This window comes from Paenibacillus sp. FSL L8-0470 (assembly GCF_038008625.1).
Classification (GTDB): domain Bacteria; phylum Bacillota; class Bacilli; order Paenibacillales; family Paenibacillaceae; genus Paenibacillus_AQ.
In genome coordinates this window covers 5156450-5180678 of the sequence record NZ_JBBOZM010000001.1, presented here as the reverse complement: position 1 = coordinate 5180678, position 24229 = coordinate 5156450, and the positions used below count along the sequence as shown (strand labels likewise).

At 49.2% G+C, this 24229-nt stretch carries 22 protein-coding genes and 1 pseudogene; 19 read left to right on the top strand and 4 right to left on the bottom strand.

Annotation, left to right across the window (positions count from 1 at the left end; all coding sequences use genetic code 11):
* The first annotated feature begins 54 nt into the window (after window positions 1–54).
* Window positions 55–2355 carry a 5-methyltetrahydropteroyltriglutamate--homocysteine S-methyltransferase gene (gene metE / locus NST99_RS23755; RefSeq protein ID WP_341094850.1) on the top strand — a complete coding sequence of 767 codons (2301 nt, stop codon included), beginning with the start codon at window positions 55–57 and terminating at the stop codon, window positions 2353–2355.
* Window positions 2356–2589: 234 nt separating this feature from the next.
* On the opposite strand, the gene NST99_RS23750 is transcribed toward metE, so the two are convergent.
* A complete protein-coding gene (locus NST99_RS23750; RefSeq protein WP_076108838.1) occupies window positions 2590–2742 on the bottom strand; it encodes a DUF1540 domain-containing protein in 153 nt (50 codons plus the stop codon).
* Between the two features lie 407 nt (window positions 2743–3149).
* Between NST99_RS23750 and NST99_RS23745 the strand changes: the two genes are divergently transcribed.
* Together NST99_RS23745 and NST99_RS23740 are read left to right on the top strand one after the other, a co-directional pair.
* Window positions 3150–4271 (top strand): DUF4349 domain-containing protein, encoded by a 1122-nt coding sequence (locus NST99_RS23745; protein WP_341094848.1) that lies wholly within the window; start codon window positions 3150–3152, stop codon window positions 4269–4271.
* Between the two features lie 138 nt (window positions 4272–4409).
* Complete coding sequence (locus NST99_RS23740; protein WP_341094847.1) at window positions 4410–5024, top strand: hypothetical protein; 615 nt, start codon at window positions 4410–4412, stop codon at window positions 5022–5024.
* Window positions 5025–5106: 82 nt separating this feature from the next.
* Here the strand turns inward: NST99_RS23740 and msrA are convergent, their stop codons facing one another.
* The gene (gene msrA, locus NST99_RS23735; protein ID WP_341094846.1) at window positions 5107–6093 is read right to left on the bottom strand and encodes a peptide-methionine (S)-S-oxide reductase MsrA; all 987 of its coding nucleotides are present in this window, start codon (window positions 6091–6093) and stop codon (window positions 5107–5109) included.
* A 170-nt stretch (window positions 6094–6263) separates the two neighbouring features.
* Entirely contained in the window at window positions 6264–6872 is a 609-nt protein-coding gene (locus tag NST99_RS23730) for a TVP38/TMEM64 family protein (RefSeq protein WP_341094844.1), read from the bottom strand.
* 135 nt (window positions 6873–7007) lie between these two features.
* Here NST99_RS23730 and NST99_RS23725 point away from each other — a divergent pair, with 135 nt between their 5' ends.
* The 11 genes from NST99_RS23725 (at window position 7008) to NST99_RS23675 (ending at window position 17199) form a co-directional block, all read left to right on the top strand.
* Entirely contained in the window at window positions 7008–7943 is a 936-nt protein-coding gene (locus NST99_RS23725; RefSeq protein WP_341094843.1) for a Gfo/Idh/MocA family protein, read from the top strand.
* Between the two features lie 22 nt (window positions 7944–7965).
* Window positions 7966–8289 carry a hypothetical protein gene (locus NST99_RS23720; RefSeq protein ID WP_341094842.1) on the top strand — a complete coding sequence of 108 codons (324 nt, stop codon included), beginning with the start codon at window positions 7966–7968 and terminating at the stop codon, window positions 8287–8289.
* Between the two features lie 125 nt (window positions 8290–8414).
* Entirely contained in the window at window positions 8415–8732 is a 318-nt protein-coding gene (locus NST99_RS23715) for a winged helix-turn-helix transcriptional regulator (RefSeq protein ID WP_038594991.1), read from the top strand.
* Window positions 8733–9103: 371 nt separating this feature from the next.
* A complete protein-coding gene (locus NST99_RS23710; RefSeq protein WP_341094840.1) occupies window positions 9104–9826 on the top strand; it encodes a hypothetical protein in 723 nt (240 codons plus the stop codon).
* A gap of 211 nt (window positions 9827–10037) precedes the next feature.
* Entirely contained in the window at window positions 10038–10967 is a 930-nt protein-coding gene (locus NST99_RS23705; protein ID WP_341094838.1) for a MerR family transcriptional regulator, read from the top strand.
* 194 nt (window positions 10968–11161) lie between these two features.
* Complete coding sequence (gene ric / locus NST99_RS23700; RefSeq protein ID WP_341097734.1) at window positions 11162–11830, top strand: iron-sulfur cluster repair di-iron protein; 669 nt, start codon at window positions 11162–11164, stop codon at window positions 11828–11830.
* 136 nt (window positions 11831–11966) lie between these two features.
* Window positions 11967–12728 (top strand): hypothetical protein, encoded by a 762-nt coding sequence (locus tag NST99_RS23695; protein ID WP_341094836.1) that lies wholly within the window; start codon window positions 11967–11969, stop codon window positions 12726–12728.
* Between the two features lie 226 nt (window positions 12729–12954).
* Window positions 12955–15381, top strand: coding sequence for a nitrite reductase large subunit NirB (gene nirB / locus NST99_RS23690; RefSeq protein WP_341094835.1), 2427 nt, complete (start codon window positions 12955–12957; stop codon window positions 15379–15381).
* A gap of 25 nt (window positions 15382–15406) precedes the next feature.
* A complete protein-coding gene (gene nirD, locus NST99_RS23685; RefSeq protein WP_038594983.1) occupies window positions 15407–15748 on the top strand; it encodes a nitrite reductase small subunit NirD in 342 nt (113 codons plus the stop codon).
* A 29-nt stretch (window positions 15749–15777) separates the two neighbouring features.
* On the top strand, window positions 15778–16569 hold the full coding sequence (locus tag NST99_RS23680) for a formate/nitrite transporter family protein (RefSeq protein WP_038594981.1): 792 nt from the start codon (window positions 15778–15780) through the stop codon (window positions 16567–16569).
* 141 nt (window positions 16570–16710) lie between these two features.
* Entirely contained in the window at window positions 16711–17199 is a 489-nt protein-coding gene (locus NST99_RS23675; RefSeq protein ID WP_341094831.1) for an NUDIX hydrolase, read from the top strand.
* Window positions 17200–17351: 152 nt separating this feature from the next.
* Here NST99_RS23675 and NST99_RS23670 read toward each other — a convergent pair whose 3' ends face one another.
* Window positions 17352–18071, bottom strand: a complete 720-nt coding sequence (locus NST99_RS23670) for a Crp/Fnr family transcriptional regulator (RefSeq protein WP_379140765.1) — start codon at window positions 18069–18071, stop codon at window positions 17352–17354.
* 314 nt (window positions 18072–18385) lie between these two features.
* On the opposite strand from NST99_RS23670, the pseudogene pgmB reads away from it, so the two are divergent.
* The 5 genes and pseudogenes from pgmB to NST99_RS23645 all read left to right on the top strand — a co-directional run bounded on the left by pgmB (window position 18386) and on the right by NST99_RS23645 (window position 24228).
* Window positions 18386–19008, top strand: a pseudogene (gene pgmB, locus NST99_RS23665) (beta-phosphoglucomutase).
* An 84-nt stretch (window positions 19009–19092) separates the two neighbouring features.
* Window positions 19093–19896, top strand: a complete 804-nt coding sequence (locus NST99_RS23660) for an alpha/beta hydrolase (protein WP_341094829.1) — start codon at window positions 19093–19095, stop codon at window positions 19894–19896.
* 161 nt (window positions 19897–20057) lie between these two features.
* Complete coding sequence (locus NST99_RS23655) at window positions 20058–21851, top strand: cache domain-containing sensor histidine kinase (RefSeq protein WP_341094828.1); 1794 nt, start codon at window positions 20058–20060, stop codon at window positions 21849–21851.
* Window positions 21852–21867: 16 nt separating this feature from the next.
* Complete coding sequence (locus NST99_RS23650; RefSeq protein ID WP_341094826.1) at window positions 21868–23190, top strand: response regulator; 1323 nt, start codon at window positions 21868–21870, stop codon at window positions 23188–23190.
* Window positions 23191–23304: 114 nt separating this feature from the next.
* Window positions 23305–24228, top strand: a complete 924-nt coding sequence (locus NST99_RS23645) for a carbohydrate ABC transporter permease (RefSeq protein WP_341094824.1) — start codon at window positions 23305–23307, stop codon at window positions 24226–24228.
* Window position 24229 lies beyond the last annotated feature (1 nt).

Here is a 24229-nt window from a genome sequence, read left to right as displayed (position 1 = left end):
TGAAATCATTAACTAAAGCTTAAGGCAATTATTATAAACAAGGGAGTGACTGTAATGACAAACAACATCAAGACGAGCAGCCTCGGTTATCCGAGAATCGGAAAGAACCGGGAGTGGAAAAAGACGCTGGAGGCTTACTGGAGCGGCAAAATCAGTGAAGAAACCTTCCGCGCGGAAATGGCCGGTATTCAGCTTCAGCACCTCAAGACACAGCAGCAGGCCGGGATCGCACTGATTCCTGTCAATGATTTTACCTTTTATGACCATGTGCTGGATACCGCTGCTATGTTTGGCATTGTTCCTCCGCGTTATGCCTACGACGGCGGAGACATTCCGCTCGATCTGTACTTCGCCATGGCGCGCGGCAATTCGGCTGCCCCTGCCTGCGAGATGACTAAATGGTTCAATACGAATTACCATTATATCGTTCCGGAAATCGGCGGGCAGACTCCCCGCCTGATTGAGAACAAACCGCTCGCTGCCTACCGTTTCGCCAAAGAGCAGGCGGGTATTGAAGGCAAGCCGGTTATAGTCGGACTCTATACCTTCCTGAAGCTCTCCAAGGGATTCGCTGCCGATCAAATTGCAGAGGTTGCTGCCCGTTTCCTGCCGGTGTATGTGCAGCTGCTGCAGGAGCTGCAGCAGGAAGGCGTGGCTTGGGTACAGATCGACGAACCGGCTATCGTAACCGGCTTAACCGCGGAAGAAGTTGAACTGCTGGGAACGATCTACAGAGAGATCGCTGCAGCAGTGCCCGGACTTCATGTCTTGCTGCAGACTTACTTTGAAGCTGCAGAGCCGCTGGAAGCACTGCTGGAGTTGCCTGTGCAGGGCATCGGATTGGACTTCGTCCATGACGGCAGGGTCAATCTGGCGTCGATCCGGCGCCTGGGCTGGCCGGACGACAAATGGCTGGGAGCGGGCATTATCGACGGGCGCAATATTTGGCGCTCCGATCTGGATGCCAAGCTTGAGCTGGTCCGCGCGCTGAAGTCCCATGTGCCGGACGAACGGCTGATCCTCCAGCCATCCTCCAGTCTGCTGCATGTGCCGGTAACCGTTCAAGGCGAGGATAAGTTAAAGCCTGCGGTACGGCAGGCGCTGGCCTTCGCCGACGAGAAGCTGGCGGAGCTGAGTCTGATTGCAGCAGCGGCGGGAGAGGATGGGCAGGTCTATGCCGCAGCGCTCGCCGAGAGCCGCGAGGCGCTGAATGTGTTCCGCGCCCTGCCGGAACGCGGGCGGCAGGATGTGGCTGAGCAGGTGCGCAGCCTGGATAAGCTGCCGGACAGCCGCAGCTTGCCCTTCGCGGAACGCGTAAAGGTGCAGCAGCAGAAGTGGCAGCTCCCGCTGCTGCCGACAACGACGATCGGCAGCTTCCCGCAGACGCCTGAAGTGCGCCAGGCCCGGCTCAAATGGCGCAAGGGCGTCTGGAACCAGGAGCGCTATGACGGATTTATCCGCCAGCAAATTGCAGATGCGATTACTTTTCAAGAGGAGCTCGGACTGGATGTGCTCGTGCACGGTGAATTTGAGCGGACGGATATGGTTGAATTCTTCGGCGAGAAGCTGGCAGGGTACCTCTTTACTAAAGGGGGCTGGGTCCAATCCTACGGTTCACGTTGTGTGAAGCCGCCGGTCATTTATGCCGATGTTGCGTTTACCGGCCCTATGACCGTGAAGGAAAGTCTGTACGCCCAGTCGCTCACCAGTCTTCCGGTAAAAGGAATGCTGACCGGTCCGGTGACCATTCTGAACTGGTCGTTTGTCCGTGATGATCTCAGCCGTGAACAGGTGGCCAACCAAATCGCCCTTGCCCTGCGGTATGAGGTGCAGGCGCTTGAGGAGGCTGGAATCGAGATGATTCAGGTGGATGAACCGGCGATCCGTGAAGGCCTGCCGTTAAAGGCAGAAGATCATGAGCATTATTTGAACTGGGCGGTAAGATCTTTCCGTATCGCTACCAACCATGTGAAGGCGACCACGCAGATCCATACGCATATGTGCTACAGTGAGTTCAATGACATGATCGGATCAATCTCGGCGATGGATGCTGATGTCATCTCCATCGAGACCTCGCGCAGCCATGGGGAGCTGATCGTCAGCTTTGAAGAGCAGGAGTATGACAAGGGAATCGGTCTTGGTGTGTATGATATTCATAGTCCGCGTGTACCGAAGGTAGAGGAAATGGCACAGGCCATTGAGCGGGCGCTGCGTGTGCTTGATGCCGGACAGTTCTGGATTAATCCGGACTGCGGCCTGAAGACACGGGGCTGGGAAGAAACCGGAGCGGCGCTGCGCAACATGGTGCAGGCTGCCGTGATTGTCAGAGAGAAGAGCGGGGCGGTCAGCCGCTGATTCGTCCATTATACCGGGCGCCCATTTTCCCAGTGTTCTGTAGGGGCTGAATATCCCCAGGAAGTCCAGCTAGGGTCGTTATATATACTGTAAAAACCAATCCGGGGTATACCACCCTGGATTGGTTTTTTGTGGCGATCTTTTTTAGCATAAACACTTGATAATAATTCTCATTCTTGATAGAATGGGTAACAGAAAAGAAGGAACCGTGGAGGGTCCCTTCTAAGTCTAACCTTATTTACTTTCGAAAGTTTTGCAGTCTGTTTCTTCAGACTGTGTAGGCTCTTTGGAGCTGTGATAAGCTACAAAAATGGACTCAGCGTTGCATTTGTTCTCTTCTGCCCAATAGGTGCAAGAGTTCACTGCGCACAATACGTCTTTTGCCATGAGGGTTCACCTCCCCTTATAGTGGATTGGCAACATAATTAGAACGTTGTGATTTGTCCTGTTCAGCAAGGTGGAGCTTGTCCGAACAGAACCCTGCCCTTATTCCTTGCGAATAGAGGGTTTTTGGTGTTTTGTGTCTTTTCAGACACGATTATTGTAGCAAATTAAGCCTGATTTCGCAAACAGGATCATTCAGTATTCGAATGATCCTGTTTGCGCTGTAAACGTTGTTATTTTTGGGAATAAACATCAAAAAAGGTCCGGAATTCTCCAATCTCCTGCAACCTTCCAGCTTTTGGGACGTCAAAATAAATAACGCGGAAGAGACTCAGAGATCAAAGGGCCTTTCGCCGGAGTAGTTTATATAGAAGAAGCTGAAATTCCACTACACTTTTGGAGGAATGAGAATGCGAAAATGGGGTCTGCATTACTTTTTATTTTTATTGGTTCTAGCAGTTGTGCTGGCGGGCTGCGGTTCAGGCGACGACAACAACTCGGCAGCTGATCAACTCAGTACAAACACCTTCTCTGAGGGAGGGGCGGCAGATTCAGCACCTGCGGCTGCTTCGGTTCAATCGAAGGATTCTTCGGCGGAGTCTGCTACAGTAACAGCAGGCGGGCAGGATCAGAAAACCGATGCGAACAAGACGGGGACAGCCAAGAATCTAGGTACAGAACAGGGTGCTGAACAACCTTCCGGATTTACCGGGAGCGATGTTGCAGCCGGACTGAACAAGAAGCTGATCTACCGGGCAAACCTCAATATGGAGGTAAAGGACTATGCCTCAGCGCAAAGTGATGTACGGAACATGATTACTTTGGCCGGCGGCTATATTATTGAATTTTCGGAGAATATGTCTGAATACGAGAAGGGCGGGACCTTTATTCTGAAGGTGCCGGCTTCCGGATTCGCCTCTTTTCTGGATAATCTGGAGAAGATCAAGAATGAAAAAATTCAGCAAAGCATCACCGGGCAGGACGTCTCAGAAGAATACGTTGATTTGGAATCACGTCTTAAGGCTAAGCAGCTGATGGAGAACCAGTATATCGAGTTTATGAAAAAAGCAACCAAATCGTCCGATCTGGTCGCTTTCGCTAACCAGCTTGGAGCGATTCAGGAGGAAATCGAGCAGATTAAAGGCAGAATGCGTTATATTGATCAAAATGTCTCCTTCTCCACCGTGGAGCTCCGCCTCTATCAGACGGACGAAAGCCTTGCTGTTACGCAGAAGAAAGAGCAGGGTCCGCTGTTAGAGCGGGCATCGGATGCACTCAAGAGCAGCCTGAGCGCTATGTCTATTATGTTGCAGTGGCTGGTTGTTTTCCTAGCAGCGGCACTTCCGGTGCTTCTTGTAGCCGGTGTGGTTACAGTGATTGTCCTCTGGTTCCGGAGAAAATCCAAGCAGCATGAGAAGACGCATATGGAGCGGAGCAACAGGGAGAATCTGAACCGCAGCAGCGCAGAGCCTGCGCCGGAGAATAAAACTGCCCCCGAGGAAGATGGCGGTGAACCTGAGAATAAAGGATAAAGAAGGAGCTCCCTGTAGGGGATGATAAGTTTTTTCGGAGCTTGGTTGTAATTCCCTTGTGAAATTTCCCTAATAGATGAGAAGCAAAGATGGCGCGCCAGCTTCTACTCACTAATAGGTATAGGGAGATGGATAAGAATGAACAGACACGGAGCAGTTAGAACAATTACCAATGCAGCCAGCTACACAGGGGTATCAACAAAGCTTATTCTGCCGACAACCATTAATCCGGTGAATGGCTATGTCGACTGGTACTTGGGCATCGGAGAGGCCTCTATTGAAGCGGGGATTTCCTACTCTTACCTCGGGTTTAAAGTGTTTCTTGGAGCTTCCTACGGAGGAACCAGCACGTACTATAATTCCCAAGTTGTATCGAGTCTTGCCAAAGGCCAGACGGTTGACCTTAAGCTCACTTATGATCATTCCACGCGTCAAGCCACCTTGTATCTGAATGGTGCGGCGCTCCCTTGGACCGACCACAAGGATGTCGGCGATGCGTCGAAGGCGCTGGGGACGTATAACAAAGTGAAAATGATACACGGTGTGGAGGATCAAGGCGCAAGCTCGTACAGCCAGGCCAGCTTCTCCCAAACCCAGCTGCGTACGGACACAGCCGGGGCCAATTACACCCCTTGGACGAGCAGCCTCTCAACCACACAAAAGGTTGCTGTAGGCAGTGGTGATCCAACCAGTGCGAATAAATTCTCAGTGATTAATTTTGCACCACTTATTACGAAGCTTGACCCTGCATAAGCGAATACAAAAAAAGAAACTCTGTAATCAGAGTTTCTTTTTTTGTATTCGTTAGATGTTTAGAATTCCTGTTCTTTATGAATCAGGCATGCTGGAAGAGCACACGGTACTCTCCATAGCCTTCCTTCTCCAAATCTTCTTTCGGCACAAAGCGCAGCGCAGCCGAATTGATGCAGTACCGCAGGCCATTTTCACCGGGACCGTCGTTGAACACATGACCAAGATGGGAATCGGCAGTTTTGCTGCGTACTTCCGTGCGGATCATCAAGTGGCTGAGATCGGTATTCTCCTTGACCGAATAGTCGCGGATCGGCCGGGTAAAGCTGGGCCACCCGCAATCGGAATCGAATTTATCATGGGAACTGAAGAGCGGCTCACCGGATACGATATCTACGTATATACCGTCTCCATGATGATCCCAGAATTCGTTGCGGAAAGGCGATTCCGTAGCGTTGTTCTGCGTCACTTCGTATTGCAGCGGTGTCAAACGTTCCTTCAGGCTGTTCTTATCCTCCTGATGTGTCCAGTGATTCTCGATAAAAGCATCCCGGCCGGAGCCCTTGCGGTAACGCTTGTAGTGTCCGGGATTCTTGTGATGATAACCCTGGTGGTACTCTTCGGCAGGGTAAAACGGTTTAGCCGGCAGGATTGGAGTTACAATTGGCCCCGAGAAACGTCCGCTGGCCTGTAGCGCAGCCTTGGAAGCTTCTGCCTGCTGGCGCTGCTCCTCCGAATGGGTAAATATTGCCGTGCCGTAAGAGGTTCCGCGGTCATAGAATTGTCCTCCGGCATCGGTAGGGTCTATCTGTTGCCAGAACAGCTCCAGCAGCTTGCTGTATGGGAAAATATCCGGGTTAAAGGTAATCTGTACCGCTTCAACATGGCCGGTCGTTTCTGAGCACACTTCTTCATAGGTCGGATTGACCGTATGCCCGCCCGTATAACCGGAGAGGATCTCGACAATACCCGGCAGCTCCTCAAAAGGAGATACCATGCACCAGAAACAGCCTCCCGCAAAGGTCGCTTTTTCTGTTTTGGTGCCTATATGGTTAGACTGAACATCACTCATAAATATCCCTCCATTCATAGAATGCAATTAAATAGATCACAATTCAATTTAATTATAAAGCAAATTAGATCACTCTGCCAGCGGATGCCATTCGTGAGGCAGAATGCTCGTAAGCAACATCCTCATAGCTGCCGGTACTCTCCCTGCTACATGTGTGCTCAGTTGACTCTTTATTCCAAGGAACGGCGGGGCCGGAGGGACCATACGGCCAGTGCGATTACGGCGACATAGACCAGAATAGCTATAACAGCGCTTTTCGGATGAAGGAACAGTTGTCCTCCAAGAAAGGCGTACAGCGATATGCCGGGGATTTTGCCTAGGCCGGTAGCGGCGAGATAACTCCAGAAGTGCAGTCCGGATACACCGGCGTAGATGTTCACCGCCATTTGCGGAATTACCGGAGTCAGACGGGCAAGCACAATGGAAGCAAAGGGGCGCCGCTTCACGGCGGACGAGAATTTCTCAAGCAGTGGTAAGGAGGCTAAATATGTACCCGCCCTGTCTTGAAATATATATTTTACGATGCCGTACACAACCGCGGCAGCGATAGTGGTCGCTAACCAGCAGATGGCTGCGCCGGCTACACTTCCGTAGGCATATCCGAATAAAGCGATGACAGCTTTATAGGGTATGACAGGAATAAAGGCCAGCAATGTGGCCGCGCCGATTGACAGAAGGAGATTGTGATCCTCCCGCAGCCAGTCCAAGATTTCATTTCTATAGATAAACGCAAGGATTACTCCCGAAACATACAGCAAAGCCGTCAGCCATTTTCTCATTCTACTATTCCCTTTCTTCCGTTCATTCATCTCATCATACTGAAAAAAAAGTAATTAATGAAGCAAAGATCATTTGTCGAATGAGCTTGTCACTGTATAATACATCTAAGAATGACAGAAGAGGGAGATGCTGCGATGAATAACACTGCACGTAAAAGAGTGGCGATGGTCGGCATCGGGGATATCGCCCGTAAAGTCTATTTGCCGCTGCTCTCCCGTCATGACCAGGCCGAGGTAGTTGGAGTGCTAAGCCATTCTCCGGTTACGGTTCAGGGAGCGGTTGGTATGTACCGCTTGCCCAAAGGCACCACCGATCTAAATGAGCTGCTGTCCTGGGATCTCGATGCGGTCTTCGTGCACAGTCCCACGCCTACTCATTATGAGATTGTGACCCAGTGTCTGGAGCACGGATTGTCGGTGTATGTAGATAAGCCGCTGTCTTATGAGCTGGAACAATCCCGGCGGATGGCGGAGCTGGCCGAAGACAAAGGACTGCTTTTGGCTGTAGGCTTCAACCGCCGGTATGCCCCGATGTATATGGCAGCCAAGGCCTGGCTAGCCAAGGCAGGCGGTATCAGCCATTGTCAGGCGGTCAAACACCGCACGAAGCTGCAATCCGGAAGCAGCCGTGAAACTGTATATGATGATCTGATTCATATGCTGGACCTGCTGCTCTGGCTCTGCGGCGGGGATTATGAGCTGCTTCACAGCAGTCTTAAGTCCGATCGGGAAGGCAGGCTGCTTCAATCCTCTGGAATGCTGTCCTGGACCAGCGGGGAGAGCGGAATGTACAGCATGGTCAGGGATGCCGGAGCTGACCTTGAGAAGCTGGAGCTGCACGGAAACGGCAGATCAGTAGAAGTGGTGGACATGGAGAAGGTTACGTTATTCGAGAAGGGTTCCCTGCCACGCAACCAAAGCTTCGGAAGCTGGGATACAATTCTGGAGCGGAGAGGCTTCAGCGGCGTGGTCCGTCATTTTTTGAACAATATTCATACCCCGGAGCAATGCGGCATCTCAGCTTCTGCCGTTCTGCCCAGCCATGTGCTGGCAGCGAAGCTTGCCGAATGACAGAAGCAGAAAGGAGCACACTATGGACGAGTACAGCAAATCAATGGAAGAGCAGATTATCGAAAGCTACAAACGGGATGAGGAAATGATGATTCTCGTGTTTGCCCAATGGTGTGTGAACAACAAATTAGACCCGCATGCGCTGTATCTGCAGGCTTACCCGCATCAGGAGGGCAATGCCGCGCTCAGCAGGGCACTGGCGCTGACTGTACCCGAGGAGGAAGCAGGCTTTATCTCCGATGATACGGTTCTTGGAGTGTTGTCCCTCTATAGCAACGATGATCTGGCTTACGTGGTAACCGGGGCGATTGCACAGCGAAAGCCGCCGCAAGGCACCGTGGATTGACATCAGGGATATAATAAGGTAGGCTAGTGAACTTTTTTTTGGTAAACGATGTTCATTACGCTATAAATGTGGTAAAATTATATATACTAACTAATTGTAAGTTTCACAAGTGAGAGGTGAGAACAATGGAAGAACATCAGCTGACGATGTGCCCAAGATTCGAAACGGCCTTCTCTTTCTTAGGCAAACGTTGGAATGGGCTAATTATCCAGACATTGATGAGTGGACCGAAGCGTTTTAAGGATATTTCCGGCCTGATTCCATCAATGAGCGATAAGATGCTGTCCGAACGAATGAAGGATCTGGAATGTGAGGGTATTCTGGTAAGGCATGTGTATCCGGAAACTCCGGTGCGCATCGAGTACGAATTAACCACTAAGGGCCGCGCACTTGAGCCGGTTATGCAGCAAATTCAGTCCTGGGCAGAGAGCTGGGTCGAGTAGCCCGCGCTTCAGCGTCCTATTGATCGCCTCTTTTCCGCTTCATGGAAAAGGGGCTTTTTCAAATTTATTCAAATTTATTCAAATAAAACTTGCACAATCAACCGCAGGATATAATATAATAGAAAAAACTGTTGCCGGACGTGTGCGAGCGTTACCAAGTATATGAATATGCTTTCGAAGTAAGTTTTGTCGTAGTGGACTCGATAGAAGTAACGCTAACAAAACTAAGTGTATGCTTTCGAAGTAAGTTTTGTCGTAGTGGACTCGATAGAAGTAACGCTAACAAAACTAAGTGTATGCTTTCGAAGTAAGTTTTGTCGTAGTGGACTCGATAGAAGTAACGCTAACAAAACTTTTAGGAGGCGAGGAAGATGAAAACCACCTTGTTTTCCCGGGAAATAACATATGGAAAAGATGATGTTGCCGAGCTGGAGACCGCCTCAATTAAAGTTCAGCTCATTTACGACAAGACGTTGTTTATGCTGCACGGGCATCTTCCCGGCTCGTTATGGGATGCGTGGATTGGAGTGCCCTACGAAATCATATCCTCCTTATACAAGGGAGACAACGATAGCGGAAGCGTGTTTCAGAAATGGATTCAGAGCCCGACCGGCTGGAAATGTATCGGCTGTGAACGGCATTGCCTGGAACCATCGGCAGTCCCGGACAATCTCAGCTCCAGCCAGCAGCGCAGGTTCACCTTCCATAATGGCATCAGGCAAAGCATGGTGCTGCAGGCTGTGATATGGTCGCTGTATGAGAATACGGTGCTGTTTCAGCCGTACTTAGGCGAAGAAGCCTTTCTGGATGGCGATGATCTCGATACAATTTCCACGTATTTCGTACCGACCTATATGAATAATCTAAGGCTGGCCGAGATTGGCAAACCCAGCAAAGAATATAAAGAAAAGAACATAAGAGTGTATCAGGAATGGATCGCAGCTCCCGATCTTGTACTGCAGTGGAATGGCGGCCTGACTGAGGGCCGATGGATGACAGGGGTGTATGTAGACCATTCACGCTTTGCCGGGCTGGGACCTTATCTGAAGGACGCTAAGGGCAAACGGACGTATATGCAGGCGACGGTCCGATAGCGAAAATTGATATTTGTAAGAATATAAAATAAACCAGTGGGAATGTCTATGACAACAGCGCGTGCCGGTACAATCGGTGCGCGCTGTTTTGAGTTGGGCTTGAAATCGCAATCAATAATAAGCACGGACAATCTGAACTATGGCTATGGGAAATAAGCTATTGACTGTTCCCTTGGGTATTAGCTTATTTTATTACAAGGAGGTGTTATTGATGAAAATAAGTGCGATTATGGATATTACGGGCCTTACCAAAAAAGCAATAAACTATTACGAGGAAGAAGGGTTAGTAAGCCCTCATGTTAATGCTGAAAACAATTATCGGGAGTATTCGCTAAGTGATGCCGATGTATTGGTGCAAATATCTGTTTTGAGACAATTTGATGTACCCCTGAAAGATATCAAAACAATGATATCGAACCCTCAAAGGTTAAAAGATTGTTTAGAGCAACACTTGGCAAGACTTGACAGTGAGATCAGAAGACTTGAAAAAAGAAAAAATGTGCTTCGATCCAGCCTGAGCAGTTTTGATTCTGATGAGATTGGACTTCTGCAATTAACAAAACAGCTATCGGTTCTGAGTAAAACTCTTGAGCTGGATGAGCGAAGCAGAGAGGGCTTTATGAAAAAGCAGATTGAGCGTATTTTTCCAGGGAACTTTGGGAAGATGTTGATCATGCAATACAGTTCTTTCTTAAATGAACCTATAGATACGCCGGAAAAAGAGGAAGCATGGATTTCCATAATTAAATTCTTAGATGAAGTCGAAGCGATAAAATATCCCCAAGAAATAGTAGACATGTACGAAAAGCTGACCATTAAAGATATTGAAAAGTATGAAAAATATATTCATGACTATATCGAGAAATGGCTTACCATAACAGAGGAGGGATTTGTAAATGAACGAGAGAAAATTTCTGATTATACTTACCGATTAAAAGACGATCCTGATATGCAGGCAGAATATATAAAATTAACAAATCTATCGGAAGGGATGAGGGGATTGATGAATGAAATTGGATATTATGATAAGTTTGTTAAAAATCTAAAAATTCTAAGCAAAGCGTTTTGTGTTTATAATGAAAAAGTGGAAAAGCTTTCGGAATTTTCAAAGTTATCGAATATTACATTTGACGTTCAATAAAATTTTATATATTCAGTGCGTTCAATCACTAGCTTGAGCTTCTCTGGGCGTTAAGGTGGAAGGGTAACAGAAACCAATAACGTAAGGGAGGGGCCATCATGACGGCCAATCAATTCAATAATACAATTACAGGAACACGGGACAATGCGGGAAGCGATTCTGCGGCAGCGCCTATCCAATTTACCGGAGCGGACATGGTCAGAGATATTGTACTGCAATTCCCGAAGGCGGCAGATTATTTCAAGGGACAGCGGATCGATTTCTGCTGCGGGGGCGCAAAGCCGCTGGCCGAAGTGGCAGCTGAGAAAGGGCTTGATTCGGAGACACTGCTTGCAGATCTGCATAAGCTGCTGAAAGAGCATCCGGTGCTTGATGTGGACACTGCCTGGAATGAGGCATCCTCCGCTGAGCTGGTTGAGTATATTGTGGGCAAGCATCACCACTACTTGCGCGAAGAGCTGCCCCTGATCAGTCAGAATGTAACCAAGGTATTCCGCGTCCATGGCGAGGATTCTCCGCATCTGGCTGAAGTTTACCGGTTGTTCAACCTCCTGCGGGAAGATTTGCTCCAGCATACAGCGAAGGAGGAAGAATCCGAATTCCCTAAGATGCTGGCCTACTCCGAGAATCCGAGCGAAGAAGGATTGGCCGAGCTGCGCGGGCTGCTGCATACACTGGAAGAAGAACATGATGGAGCGGGTGAGATTTTGCGGGAGCTCCGCAGAGTTACAAACGACTTCACTCCGCCAGAGCATGCCTGCACAACCTACCGCCTGACCTATGCCCGCCTGGAGGAGCTAGAGGGAATGACCTTCGAGCATGTGCATCTGGAGAATAACATCTTGTTCCTGCGTTATCAGTAAAATAGAGCATGTTGTTCTCAAAGTCCCTGCGGGGACTTTTTTTTATTCTGTACCGTCTCGCTGCCAGATTAAAAACCTGAATTTATCGTTTGAGAACAAAGCTAGTTTGCGTTATTCTTAAAAGATAGTATACATAATGACTAAAGACCTGAGAAAAATGATTGAGGTTATGATCGGGCGGAAGAGGGCGGTGCCGGGAATGTCCACGAAATTTCTGTGGCGTTTATGGGTAGGTTTAATTATCATTGCGACGGTAGGCGGATGCTCGTCATTTGGTTCAGATACGAACGGAAACAATGCCGCAGCCGGGGCTGCAGGCCCGGCTTTTTCACTAATGGCCGGTGATAATGAGCTGGCAGGGAACTCGGGGAGACAGCTCGTCGAAGCATACAAGCCAGGAATAACGCTTATAGAGCTGCTGAAGAGTAGCGGTGTCGTTACTTTTGCCGAAGACGGATTTAGCATACTGGCAGTCAATAAAATTTTTCTTGCCCCGGACATGATCTGGCAGATTCAGCTTGGCGGCAAAATCATAACCGATTGGAATAGTCCAGTCTCGCGGGAGCAGGCGATTGTTATTACTGCGAAGCCGGCAGCCGGAGATGCCCCGCTTCTGCCCATTATTCTTACGGTGAACGGCGGGAGTGAGCAGCCTGAACTGACACATTCACATATTTTATCTTATAGCGAGGACCTGTCTGTCCGGGGTCTGCTGAAGAGCAGCGGAATTGTTCAGTTGGCGGAAGACAACAAGACGGTACTCACGGTCATGGGGTACACTCCGCTCACCAGTGAAGACTGGAAGCTGAAGGTGAACGACAAGACGCTGCTTGACAGCGGAATTGATATGAAGCTGAGACCTCAAGATTTACTCGAGATTTCACTGGTTCTCCGGTAAGAGGATAAATATCATAGCCAGTTTTCCTTAATGCAAGAGGAAGCATAAGGGAAGCTGGCTATTTTTCTTTGACCAATAAACCTAACATAAGCTGGCATAAAAATATGTGAAAACATTCACATTTATTGTGATTTGAATCACAAATGCTCTTCAAATTTAAAACGTATAATTTTGTTATCAGAGATGTATATGAAGAAATCCAGAAGCATTGAGGAGGGTCTTAACAGTGACCGTGGAGAGAGAAAAGTTAGTTTTGATAGGGAATGGTATGGCTGGCGTAGGCACTATCGAACAGATCCTTAAGCTTGGCGGCGCTTATGATATTACGATCTTTGGAAGCGAGCCTCATCCCAACTACAACCGGATCATGCTGTCCTATGTCCTAGAAGGAAGCAAGAGCATTGAGGATATCATTCTGAACGACCGCCAGTGGTATGAGGATAACAATATTACTCTGCATACTGGGACCACTGTTGTCCGGATTGATGAAGCCTCCCGTCAGATCATTACAGATAATGGAATGTCGGTTCCTTACGATAAAGTTATTATTGCAACAGGCTCAAATTCATTCATTCTGCCTGTACCGGGCAGCACAAAGGATGGAGTTGTAGGCTTCCGTGACATTGCGGATTGCGACGCCATGCTGGCTGCGGCACAGCAATACCGCACAGCTGCGGTGATCGGCGGCGGACTGCTTGGTCTTGAAGCAGCCAAAGGACTTGTGAACCTCGGCATGGATGTTACCGTCGTACATCTGCTGGAGGATTTGATGGAGCGTCAGCTTGACCATACTGCTTCCTCCATGCTTCAAGCCGAGCTTGAGCGCCAGGGTGTGAAGTTTGCCATGGGCAAACAGACGGTTGAGCTGACCGGGGAGGAACGGGTAAACGGCCTGCGTTTCAGTGATGGAACCGAGCTGCAATCAGATTTTGTAGTGATGGCTGTCGGAATCAAACCGAACGTCCAACTGGCCAAAGACAGCGGCATCACAGTTAACCGCGGAATTGTCGTGAACGATTATCTCCAGACCTCGATGGCGGATGTCTATTCTGTAGGAGAATGTACAGAGCACCGCGGCACCTGCTACGGGCTGGTAGCTCCGCTGTTCGAGCAGGGGATGGTGCTGGCAAAGCATTTGTGCGGCGCCTCCACCCAGCCGTATGAAGGTTCTGTCGTAGCCACCAAGCTGAAGATCTCCGGAGTGGATGTCTTCTCTGCCGGTGATTTCACTGAAACAGCGGAACATACCGTCATTTCGGCAAAAGATGAATGGAAGAGAACCTATAAGAAAATTCTGCTCAGAAACAATATTATTGTCGGAGCAGTCCTGTTCGGCGATGTGACTGAGTCCGCCAGTCTGCAGAAGCTGGTCAAGCAGGGCACCGAAATGACCGACGAAATTTATGGCGAAGTAATGGGCACGGGCTGCTGCGGCGGAGGCAGTGCAAAAAAAGGCATGTCAGTCGAAGCGATGGCTGATGAGGAGATTGTCTGCGGCTGCAACGGCGTGACCAAGAAGGCGATCGTTGATGCCGTTACGGAGAATGGTTTTACCACGGTAGACGAAATTAAAGCCTGCACCGGAGCTACCCGCTCCTGCGGTGGCTGCAAGCCGGTTGTCGAGCAGATTCTGCAGTTTGTTCTCGGTGACAGCTTCCAGGAAAGTGCGAAGCAGGGGATTTGCGGATGCACCACCTTGAGCCGCGATGAGATTGTAGCAGAGATTACCGCTAAAGGCTTGAAAACGACCAAAGAGGTTATGAATGTGCTGGGCTGGAAACAAGCGGAAGGCTGCTCCAAATGTCGTCCGGCTGTGAACTATTATCTTGGCATGATCTACCCGGATACCCATGAGGATGAGAAGGAATCGCGGTTCGTCAACGAACGGATGAGTGCGAACATCCAGAAAGACGGCACCTTTACCGTTATTCCTCGGATGTACGGCGGGGTAACTACACCGGAAGACCTGAGACGAATTGCCGATGTTTCCTTGAAATATAACGTGAAGGTTGTAAAAGTGACCGGTGGTCAGCGTCTGGATTTGGTCGGTATCCAAAAAGAGGATGTGCCTAAAGTATGGGAAGAGCTGGATATGCCTTCCGGTTATGGCTATGCGAAATCGCTTCGTACGGTAAAAACTTGTGTAGGTTCGCAGTTCTGCCGCTTCGGGACACAGGATTCCATGGGTATGGGAGCTTTTATTGAACGTAAATATGAGCGCCTTGATTTGCCGGCCAAATTCAAAATAGCAGTTAACGGCTGCCCGCGCAACTGTGCGGAATCCTGCACGAAGGATATCGGCATCGTCGGCAACGACGGCGGCTGGGAAGTGTTCATTGGCGGCAACGGCGGGATCAAACCGCGGATAGCCGATGCCTTCTGCAAGGTGAAAACCGATGATGAGCTGATCGAAATCTGCTCCGCCGTGATTCAGTATTACCGTGAAACCGGAAATTACCTGGAAAGAACCTCGGAATGGGTCGAACGCATGGGACTGGAAAATATCCAGAACGTGATTCTGAACAATGAGGACAACCGCAAGGAGCTGGCTGCACGGATTGATTTTGCCCTGGCTCAGGTAACTGATCCTTGGAAAAAAATGCTGAATGACGACAGCACGCGCACCGCGCTGTTTGAGAAGGCAAGAGTCTAATATTAACCCAAAAGGAGAGAGAACAATGGATAGCGCAAAACAAGAATACGCCGTAGGACCGGTACAGAGTTTCCTGCCGCAAATTGGACGTGTTGTAACAGCCGGGAATCTGGAGCTGGCCATATTCCGCACCTCGGACGGAGCTTTCTATGCCGTAGAGAACAGCAGCCCTCATCCCAAGGGTGGGCCTCTCGCTGAGGGAATCGTATCGGGACATTATTTATACGATCCGCTGTATGACTGGAAGATTGACCTTCGCAGCGGCGAGGTTCAGGCACCGGACCACGGTACAGTAGCAACCTTTCCCGTTTCTCTGGACGGAGATATTGTGAAAGTCAGCCTGCAACAGGCAGTTTTTCAAAGCTAAATTAAGATGAGAAATGGCGGGGTGGAGAGATGTTTACGCAAAGTGTCGAGAACATCGTAGAAACAGCAGTAGGCAAACGCGACAAAATGAACGAGAGTCTGCCGAGGTATTTTCTGGCTGCATTATTGGCCGGGGCTTACGTTGGGATCGGAATCATTCTTATTTTCTCACTCGGCGCACCGCTAGCGGCGGCCAAATCTCCTTTTCAGCCGCTTGTGATGGGTACCTCCTTCGGGATTGCACTGACACTGGTCGTATTTGCCGGGTCTGAGCTGTTTACCGGGAACAATATGTTTTTTACCGTAAGTACACTTGCCGGAAGAACCAGTGTCTGGGATACGGTAAAGAACTGGATTATTGTATTTGTCGGCAATGTTGCCGGTGCGGTCATTCTGGCGCTGCTGATTCAAGGAACGGGGCTGTTCAAGGCAGCTCCTGCTGAGCATCTGATCTTTACCGCTGCCGCCAAAAAAATGACACTGCCCTTCTCGGAGCTCTTCTTCCGCGGTATCCTCTGTAACTGGCTGGTCTGTCTGGCCTTGTGGATGTCCTCGCGTGCGAAAAGTGAAGCGGCGAAGCTGGTGCTGATCTGGTGGTGTCTGTTCGCCTTTATCGCCAGCGGATATGAGCACAGTGTGGCTAACATGACTCTGCTAAGCGTAGCCGTACTGCTGCCGAACCATCCGGAGACCATCAGCATTGCCGGCTGGCTGCATAACATGATTCCTGTCACCCTGGGCAATATTATCGGTGGCGGTGTGTTTGTGGGTATGGCCTATTGGCTGATCTCACCGGTGCGCGCTGCCAGAGGCAAACGTTAAGGTAAGGATAAATTTTGAATAGCAAGCAACTATAACTGTCTTGTGGGTCATAGCCCGCAGGACAGTTTTTTTGTTAAACTGTACCTGAACGGAAACTTTACATTAAGTCATATTGTTATATTTTACAGGGAGAGATCTGCGATGAAGAGCTTCAATCATTTTGGGGTTTATGGAATTTGTATGCGTGAGGGCAGGCTGCTGGTTATACATAAAGGAAGAGGGGCTTATACCGGAAGATATGATCTTCCCGGGGGAAGGCTGGAGGATAATGAATCGCTGGCTGATGGCTTGTTCAGAGAATTTATGGAGGAAACCGGGTTGTCCGTCAAGGTGAGAGACAGTCTGGGCACCTTTGATTTCTTTGTGCGGTATCAGGAGAATGACTTTACACATATGCATCACATCGCAGCGCTGTACACTGTGGATATCATGGAACCTCAACATGCTGCTACTATCGGAGTATTCGCGGAGCAGGATTCACTGGGGATGGAGTGGGTGGATCTGGCAGCCATTACGCTGGATTCGGCTTCACCGGTTGCCGTACTTGCAGCGGGTTGGCTAAACGGAGGCAGCTTGTCTCCAGAGGCTGGATATTATGGGGAATGGGAGATGAAAAGAGGCTCCATGTAGTACAGCTTCACAAATGTAGCTTTGCCTCAAGGCAATACAAACAGAAAAAAAGACGCCCGCAAGGCGTCTTAGACCACTCTATCTTTATTGTGAAGAAAATTTGGGTCCTATATGTTTCATTGAGGAGAATAGAGGGTATTATTACAAGGAAATTAAATACGGCAGATTTCGTTCGGACATAATTCACAGTGGCAGATTTCCTGCAGCATGCCAAGATCTTTAATTACGATCATGCCGTTTTCGTATTCCACAGCGTCTTTCTTGCGAAGGTCGCTTAGCATCCGGTTGACACTCTCACGGGTAGCACCAATCATGTTGGACAGATCCGTATGCGTAATTTTTTTGTTGATCAGAATATTGTCGCCGTTCTTCTCGCCGTAAGTGTTGCCGAGGCGGATCAGCGTCGAACAAAGTGCGCCAGGCTTGCCGTACATCATCAAATCACGGAATTTCGTCTGGGTGAGACGGTGGTGAATGCCCATCCATTTCATAAAGTCGATGGCGAAATCACAGTGCTGGCAGATCAGAATCTCCAGATCCTTCTGCTCAATCACACCAACCTCGCTCTCCTCAATCACTTCTGCGGTGAAGCTGTGCTTCGTGCTGAAGAAAGGGTCTGCTTGACCTACCATATCACCAGCCTGATACATATAAAGGATAAGTTCCTTACCCTCGTCAGTAGATTTGGTCAGTTTAACACGTCCACGTTTGATATAAAACAATTTATCCGAGTAGTCGCCTTCCCAAAACAAGTGAGATCCTTCAGGGACCATGCGTTCTTTCATTGTGACAAGAAGTCTGTTGAAGTTCTGTTCGGAGAAACAGTTTGTATTCCCGTGGGCTTCGATAACATTATAATGTTCCTTGATCATAATCGACATCCCCTTTATTCCCTCAGTTTTTCAGTAAATTTTAAATTAATTATACCTTGAAATCCCTCATTATGGGTAAAAATTTTCGCCAAAAAGTGTCGAATTTTTAACATTGTGATAATTTTCACTTCAAATGTGTGAGATTTAATATGCTTTTCAGGGCTGCTCAGCTTTATTGATCATATCCTAAACTGCAGGATTCCTTCAACTCCGTAAAAATGCACATAACTCCATTACAGGCAGACATTGGCCAAGATTCTCCGGAAAGATACTCTTGAAGTGAGCGTCCGGCGTATCCTCTGAGCACAGGGGACATGTGGATGAAGGGCGCAATCTTTGATCTCGACGGTGTGATTGTGGATACGGCCAAATATCATTTCTTGGCCTGGCGTTCACTTGCGAGGAGCTTGGCTTCGTGTTTACAGAAGAACACAATGAACGGCTTAAGGGGGTAAGCCGGTCGAGATCGCTGGATATTCTGCTGGAAATCGGCGGTATGGAATTCAGTGAAGCGGAGAAGCTTGCCATGGCAGACAAGAAAAACCGCCTGTATGTAGAGTACATCTCCGGTCTGACTGAATCTGCACTGCTGCCCGGCGTTAAGGAATACTTGAACAGCCTGAGAGCGCGTGGTGTAGCCATTGCCCTCGGTTCAGCCAGCAAAAATGCCGTGTTCATTCTGGATAAGCTGAACATTGCCGGATTGTTTGATGCGGTTGTTGACGGCAACAAGGTAACCCTTGCCAAGCCGGACCCGGAAGTATTTCAAACCGCCTGCAAGGCGCTTGGTTTGCAGCCCGGCGAGTGTGTGGTGTTCGAGGATGCAGAGGCTGGCGTTGCAGCAGGCAAAGCGGCAGGGATGCTGGTTGTCGGTATCGGTAAAGCGGAGGTGTTGAAGGAAGCTGATCTGGTGGTCACCGGATTGCATGAACTGTAAGGCCTTGATAGACTAATGATAGAAGAGGATAAATTATCCTCCGTCTCATTATTCTATTATAGAAGGAAAGTATGAGGGATGCAGATGGAAACGTTGTTGTTATGGCCGGAGGGAGCTCCGGGAGCTCTGGGAAGTACCGATGAGGACCGTCCGGCGATTACGCCGTATCTGGTAGAAGGAAAGCACAATGCTGCAGTATTGATATGCCCGGGTGGCGGCTACGGCATGCGGGCATATCATGAAGGGGAGCCGATAGCCGAGTGGCTGAATACACTTGGAATCTCAGCCTTTGTACTGCGCTATCGTGTGGCGCCGTATCAATATCCAAGCGCGCTGCAAGACGCCCAAAGAGCGCTGCGCACAATCCGTTTCCGTGCTGGCGAATACGGAATTGATCCCGGTAAACTTGGAATCCTGGGCTTCTCTGCCGGCGGGCATCTCGCTTCGACCACTGGAGTTTCGTTTGACCGGGAAAATGCCGGGGCGGCCGAACCGCTGGACCGTCAGTCCAGCCGCCCGGACTTTATGATTCTGTGTTACCCGGTGATCACCATGTACGCCGCGGCAGCTCATCAAGGCTCCAGAGCCAATCTGCTGGGTGAGACTCCGGAGGAGGAGCTGGTCAAGCTGCTCAGCAGTGAACTGCAAGTAACAGCGGACACTCCGCCGACCTTCCTCTGGCACACCTCAGATGACGGTTCAGTACCTGTAGCGAACAGCCTGCTGTTCGCCGCCGAATTAGAACGTCATCATATTCCGTTCGATCTCCATGTATACGCGCACGGGAGACATGGGCTCGGCCTGGCGGATGAAGAACCTCATACCCGCACTTGGACAGAGGCATGCGCTTCCTGGCTGCAACTGAACGGCTATACCAAACAGCGCTAATATTTAGCTATAAGGCAATGCAAGGGAACTGTCCTGTGACAGTTCCTTTTTTTGTCTGCCCACCGGAGAAATTGCATACAAATACCCATAATAAACTTTAAAATAAACATATGTAAGCGCTTATTCACTTGATATATTATTGAAACTGGAGGTGTATCCAGATGTTGTCTGCACTTATGAAGCCGCTCGTCAGGCTGAATGTTAAGCAGCAGCTGATCCTGCTGTTTCTGATTATGGTCTCACCTATACTGATCCTGAACAGCTACGGAAATTACAAGGCGGAGGAGATTCTGAAGCGGCATGTCACCAATGCTTATGTAGAGCTGAATAAACAGAATTTTGCAATCATTAACAGGGACATTGATACAGTTAACAAAATCACTACGACGGTCATCCAGAACCCGATCCTGCAGCAGCTGAATATGCAAGGGGATGATACGGTATTGGAGCGGGTCGAACGTTATGAAACAATTGAAAAACTCCTGGGGAGTTATTCACAGGGAGCCGAACACGGCGACGGAATCTTCTACTCTCTCTATGTGTACGATCCGGATAACTATTACTTTTTCGCACCCAACTTCCCGCAGGTGAAGAAAGCAGGCGTTTATTTTTTCTCCACAGGGGAGGAGCCGTATTGGTTCGATCAGGTGGTGCATGAGAAGGGCCGGGGATATCTCATGTTTACGGAAAGACTCAGTCCGCAGGCGGAAAATATGAAGACACTTACCTACGTCAGAGCGGTCAACAACATTTATAGGGGATCAGGGACGATAGGCGTGCTGGTGGTGACCAAGATGGAATCCAAGATCGGCGAATCATTGAAATCCATCTCTCTGCCTGACGGAGAAATTTACTTAACGGATATGAGCAACCGTGTGCTGGCGTCCACTGCAAATTCCACCGGTGAAGTGATTAAGCTGCCGGAGGGGGCAGAGAGCGGAAATCCCGAAGGGACGCGGGATGTGATTACAGATGATTTCATTTATGTTGTGAACAACAATCATATGCTGGGGCAGAAGCTGGTTTATAAGGTTCCGGTAAAAGCGCTGCTGCAGCAGCAGAATGAAATGAAGCAGGTCATTCAATACATAACGGTCGCCTATGCGCTATTCGGGATTATCATCATCACCTATTTTTGGCGTTCCCTAATGACACCGCTGCAGAAGCTGGCCTTTTTCGTCCGGAAATTTGAACCGGGGAACCGTGTGCCCGAAACCCCCAGAAGAGGAACCAACGACGAAGTCAGCGTCCTGATCTCCTCGACCTATGATATGGCCCGCAGGTTAAACGGCTTGATTATGTATAAATACCAAATGGAGCTGAAACAGAAAGAATCCCAGCTGCAGCTGCTTTATCAGCAGATCAATCCGCATTTGTTGTATAACACGCTGGAGAGCATCTACTGGAAAAGCTCGCTGGAAGGTAACGTGGAATCGGCGGAAATGATCAAGGAGTTATCCAAGCTGATGAAGATCAGCCTGAGCCGGGGCAGGGAACTGATTACGCTGGAAGAAGAACTAGAGCATGCCAGTGCCTATATCAAACTGCAGCAGCACCGCTATGATTATGTTTTTGCTGTTATCTGGAGAATTGAGCCGGACACCAAAAGAAATCTGATTCCCAAGATCACTTTGCAGCCTTTGATTGAGAATGCCATCATACACGGTGTCAAAAACATGGATGAGGACGGAGAGATTATCATCTGCGCAAGCGCGCAGGATGACTTCATCCAAATCACAATTGAAGACAACGGATATAAGCAGGTCGACTATGAGGCGATTATACAGGTGCTGAACGATGAGAGTCCGAACCCTGCCAGCGGCTATGGCATCCGCAATATTAATCAACGCGTGCATTTGCATTTTGGTCCTGATTATGGAATCAGTTATGCGCCGCGCCGGGAGGGCGGGACGGTAGTAACCGTCAAGCTTCCGAAGTCGGAGAATCAGGAATAGAAAGGGGAATCTGCATATGTTCAATATTTTGGTTGTGGACGATGAACCGCTCATTTGCAAAGGACTTAGCAGCCTGCTTGCTTCCTCTGGGCTGGATATCGGTCATATCTATACCGCGGGCAGCGGTTTTGAGGCTTTGGATTGCGTCCGCATGGAAGAGATTGATCTGCTTGTTACCGATATCCAGATGGGAGCGATGAGCGGCATTGAACTGATGCAGCATGCGAAGCTGGCGAAACCCTGGGTGCAGACCATCGTCATTTCTGCCCATGAAACCTTTCAATATGCCCAAATGGCCGTAAGGCTGGGAGCTAAGGATTATTTGATTAAACCGCTGAACAGTGAGCAGTTTCTCGACTCGGTACGCAATGTGCTGCTCAAGATGGATAAGCCATCACCGGAGCTGGCGACTTTAATGAGCGGTATCGGCGACAGCTTCCGGCTTGAGGAGCCGCTTCCGGCATACAGCCAGCTATTGAATGCGCTGCTCGCTGATCCGGGCATTGTGTTAGGCAATGAGGAAGGGATGCGCAATCTGGATGAACTGCAGATGAAGGGGCCTTATTTCTCGGTCATCAAGCTCAAGCTTCCGGGAGTAGGACTGGGCAAGAAGTACAATGCCCGCGATAGCGGCTTGCTGCGTTACGGTGTGCTTAACATCGCCAAAGAGCTGCTGGATCAGGAGTGGAACTCCATCGCTTTTTATTCTCCCGGGGAAGAAATTACCGTTATCATCCAGTGGGATGAGAAAAGCTACGAGGAATCGGCGGCAGGCCAAGTGGGCAGGCTGGATATGCTCGGCCGCAGTCTGCATTTTAATATCCATAAATATCTGCATCTGAACGTGGTGATCGGGATCAGTCAGATTCTCAAGGGATTGTCGTTCATGGAGGTGCTGAACCGTCAGGCTTCCAAGGCTATTCTGTGGAACAAGGAACATAACGATCATTATGTGTTCTACTACGGAGATTTCAATTGGAACAATTATACCGCTGACCCCTCTGCAGAGGAACTGCATACACGCAGCAATCTGATCGTGCAGAAGGCCAAGGAATATATCGACGGGAATTACGCCCAGAAGGGCTTGACCATTCACGAGGTAGCCAAAAAAAATCATGTCAGCCCCAATTATTTAAGCTATCTGTTCAAAAAAAATACGGGCCATAACCTGTGGGAATATGTTATTAAGCTGCGGATGGAGGACAGCCGGGAGATGATTCTGCATACGGACCTGCGCCGTTATGAGATTGCCGAGCGGGTCGGCTACGAATCACCGGAGCATTTCAGCAAGATTTTCAAAAAATATTATGGAATCAGCCCTAGTGAATTGAAGAAGTAAGAACGCTTACTACTTCGGTAGATATAGACATGTTCAGCCTCCCCCGCCTTTCCTACAATTAAGGTAGGAAGCACTTTGTCAAAGTGCTGAAGACGAAAGGAATGAGGGAGCTAGATGAACCAGACCGCTGCGTTACACGAGGGGCTGCCGGCGAAGCTCGAGAACAAACCGTACAAACAGAACCGCTGGAAAAAAAACTTTTGGGGCTATATGTTCCTCCTGCCAGCAATCATCATCTTTATCATGTTTATGTGGGTACCTATTTTTAAAGGATTTTTGTACAGCTTCTATACTGTAGATTTTGTTAAAGGCAATACCTTTGCCGGCATGGACAATTATGCGAGAGCCCTCACGGACCCTGATGTTCTGATTGCCGTCAAAAATACAGTCTACTATATGGGACTCTGTCTGGTTATAGGCTTTTGGGTACCGATTGCTTTTGCTATTGCTATCTCGGAACTTAGAAAATTCGGCGGTTTTGTACGCGTTGCGGCTTATCTGCCTTATGTTATGCCGGCCGTAGTGCTATATGGGCTGTGGAGATGGCTGTATGATCCCGTGGGCCCGATCAATGCCTTGCTGGGCACGATGGGTGCAGATCAGATCCCGTTTCTGACGGACAGCAGGTGGTCGATGATCTCACTGGTGTTCATGGAAACCTGGCAGCAGTTCGGCTCCGGGATGCTGATTTATCTGGCAGCCGTGCTCAGTATTCCACGCGACTGGTATGAAGCTGCGGAAATTGACGGTGCCGGTGTCTGGGCCCGTATCCGCCATATCACACTTCCTTCACTGCGCAATCTGATTATCCTGATGCTGATCCTGCAGGTCATCGCGACTTCCCAGGGATACCAATCACAGCTGGCATTGCTTGACGGCGGACCCAATAAGACGACGCTGACCTATGCTCTGCTAATTGTGAAGTATGCATTTACCAGACTGGATTATGGAACCGCGACTGCACTGGGCATGCTGATGTTTGTTGTCCTCGGCGGTTTGGGCATTTTACAGTTCAAGCTGAATAAGGAGGACAATTAAG

Bases quoted from the DNA above. Each gene is read 5' to 3' on its own strand.
- metE (WP_341094850.1), top strand. From the start codon at position 55: ATGACAAACAACATCAAGACGAGCAGCCTCGGTTATCCGAGAATCGGA.
- NST99_RS23750 (WP_076108838.1), bottom strand. From the start codon at position 2,742: ATGGCAAAAGACGTATTGTGCGCAGTGAACTCTTGCACCTATTGGGCA.
- NST99_RS23745 (WP_341094848.1), top strand. From the start codon at position 3,150: ATGCGAAAATGGGGTCTGCATTACTTTTTATTTTTATTGGTTCTAGCA.
- NST99_RS23740 (WP_341094847.1), top strand. From the start codon at position 4,410: ATGAACAGACACGGAGCAGTTAGAACAATTACCAATGCAGCCAGCTAC.
- msrA (WP_341094846.1), bottom strand. From the start codon at position 6,093: ATGAGTGATGTTCAGTCTAACCATATAGGCACCAAAACAGAAAAAGCG.
- NST99_RS23730 (WP_341094844.1), bottom strand. From the start codon at position 6,872: ATGAGAAAATGGCTGACGGCTTTGCTGTATGTTTCGGGAGTAATCCTT.
- NST99_RS23725 (WP_341094843.1), top strand. From the start codon at position 7,008: ATGAATAACACTGCACGTAAAAGAGTGGCGATGGTCGGCATCGGGGAT.
- NST99_RS23720 (WP_341094842.1), top strand. From the start codon at position 7,966: ATGGACGAGTACAGCAAATCAATGGAAGAGCAGATTATCGAAAGCTAC.
- NST99_RS23715 (WP_038594991.1), top strand. From the start codon at position 8,415: ATGGAAGAACATCAGCTGACGATGTGCCCAAGATTCGAAACGGCCTTC.
- NST99_RS23710 (WP_341094840.1), top strand. From the start codon at position 9,104: ATGAAAACCACCTTGTTTTCCCGGGAAATAACATATGGAAAAGATGAT.
- NST99_RS23705 (WP_341094838.1), top strand. From the start codon at position 10,038: ATGAAAATAAGTGCGATTATGGATATTACGGGCCTTACCAAAAAAGCA.
- ric (WP_341097734.1), top strand. From the start codon at position 11,162: ATGGTCAGAGATATTGTACTGCAATTCCCGAAGGCGGCAGATTATTTC.
- NST99_RS23695 (WP_341094836.1), top strand. From the start codon at position 11,967: ATGACTAAAGACCTGAGAAAAATGATTGAGGTTATGATCGGGCGGAAG.
- nirD (WP_038594983.1), top strand. From the start codon at position 15,407: ATGGATAGCGCAAAACAAGAATACGCCGTAGGACCGGTACAGAGTTTC.
- NST99_RS23680 (WP_038594981.1), top strand. From the start codon at position 15,778: ATGTTTACGCAAAGTGTCGAGAACATCGTAGAAACAGCAGTAGGCAAA.
- NST99_RS23675 (WP_341094831.1), top strand. From the start codon at position 16,711: ATGAAGAGCTTCAATCATTTTGGGGTTTATGGAATTTGTATGCGTGAG.
- NST99_RS23670 (WP_379140765.1), bottom strand. From the start codon at position 18,071: ATGATCAAGGAACATTATAATGTTATCGAAGCCCACGGGAATACAAAC.
- NST99_RS23660 (WP_341094829.1), top strand. From the start codon at position 19,093: ATGGAAACGTTGTTGTTATGGCCGGAGGGAGCTCCGGGAGCTCTGGGA.
- NST99_RS23655 (WP_341094828.1), top strand. From the start codon at position 20,058: ATGTTGTCTGCACTTATGAAGCCGCTCGTCAGGCTGAATGTTAAGCAG.
- NST99_RS23650 (WP_341094826.1), top strand. From the start codon at position 21,868: ATGTTCAATATTTTGGTTGTGGACGATGAACCGCTCATTTGCAAAGGA.
- NST99_RS23645 (WP_341094824.1), top strand. From the start codon at position 23,305: ATGAACCAGACCGCTGCGTTACACGAGGGGCTGCCGGCGAAGCTCGAG.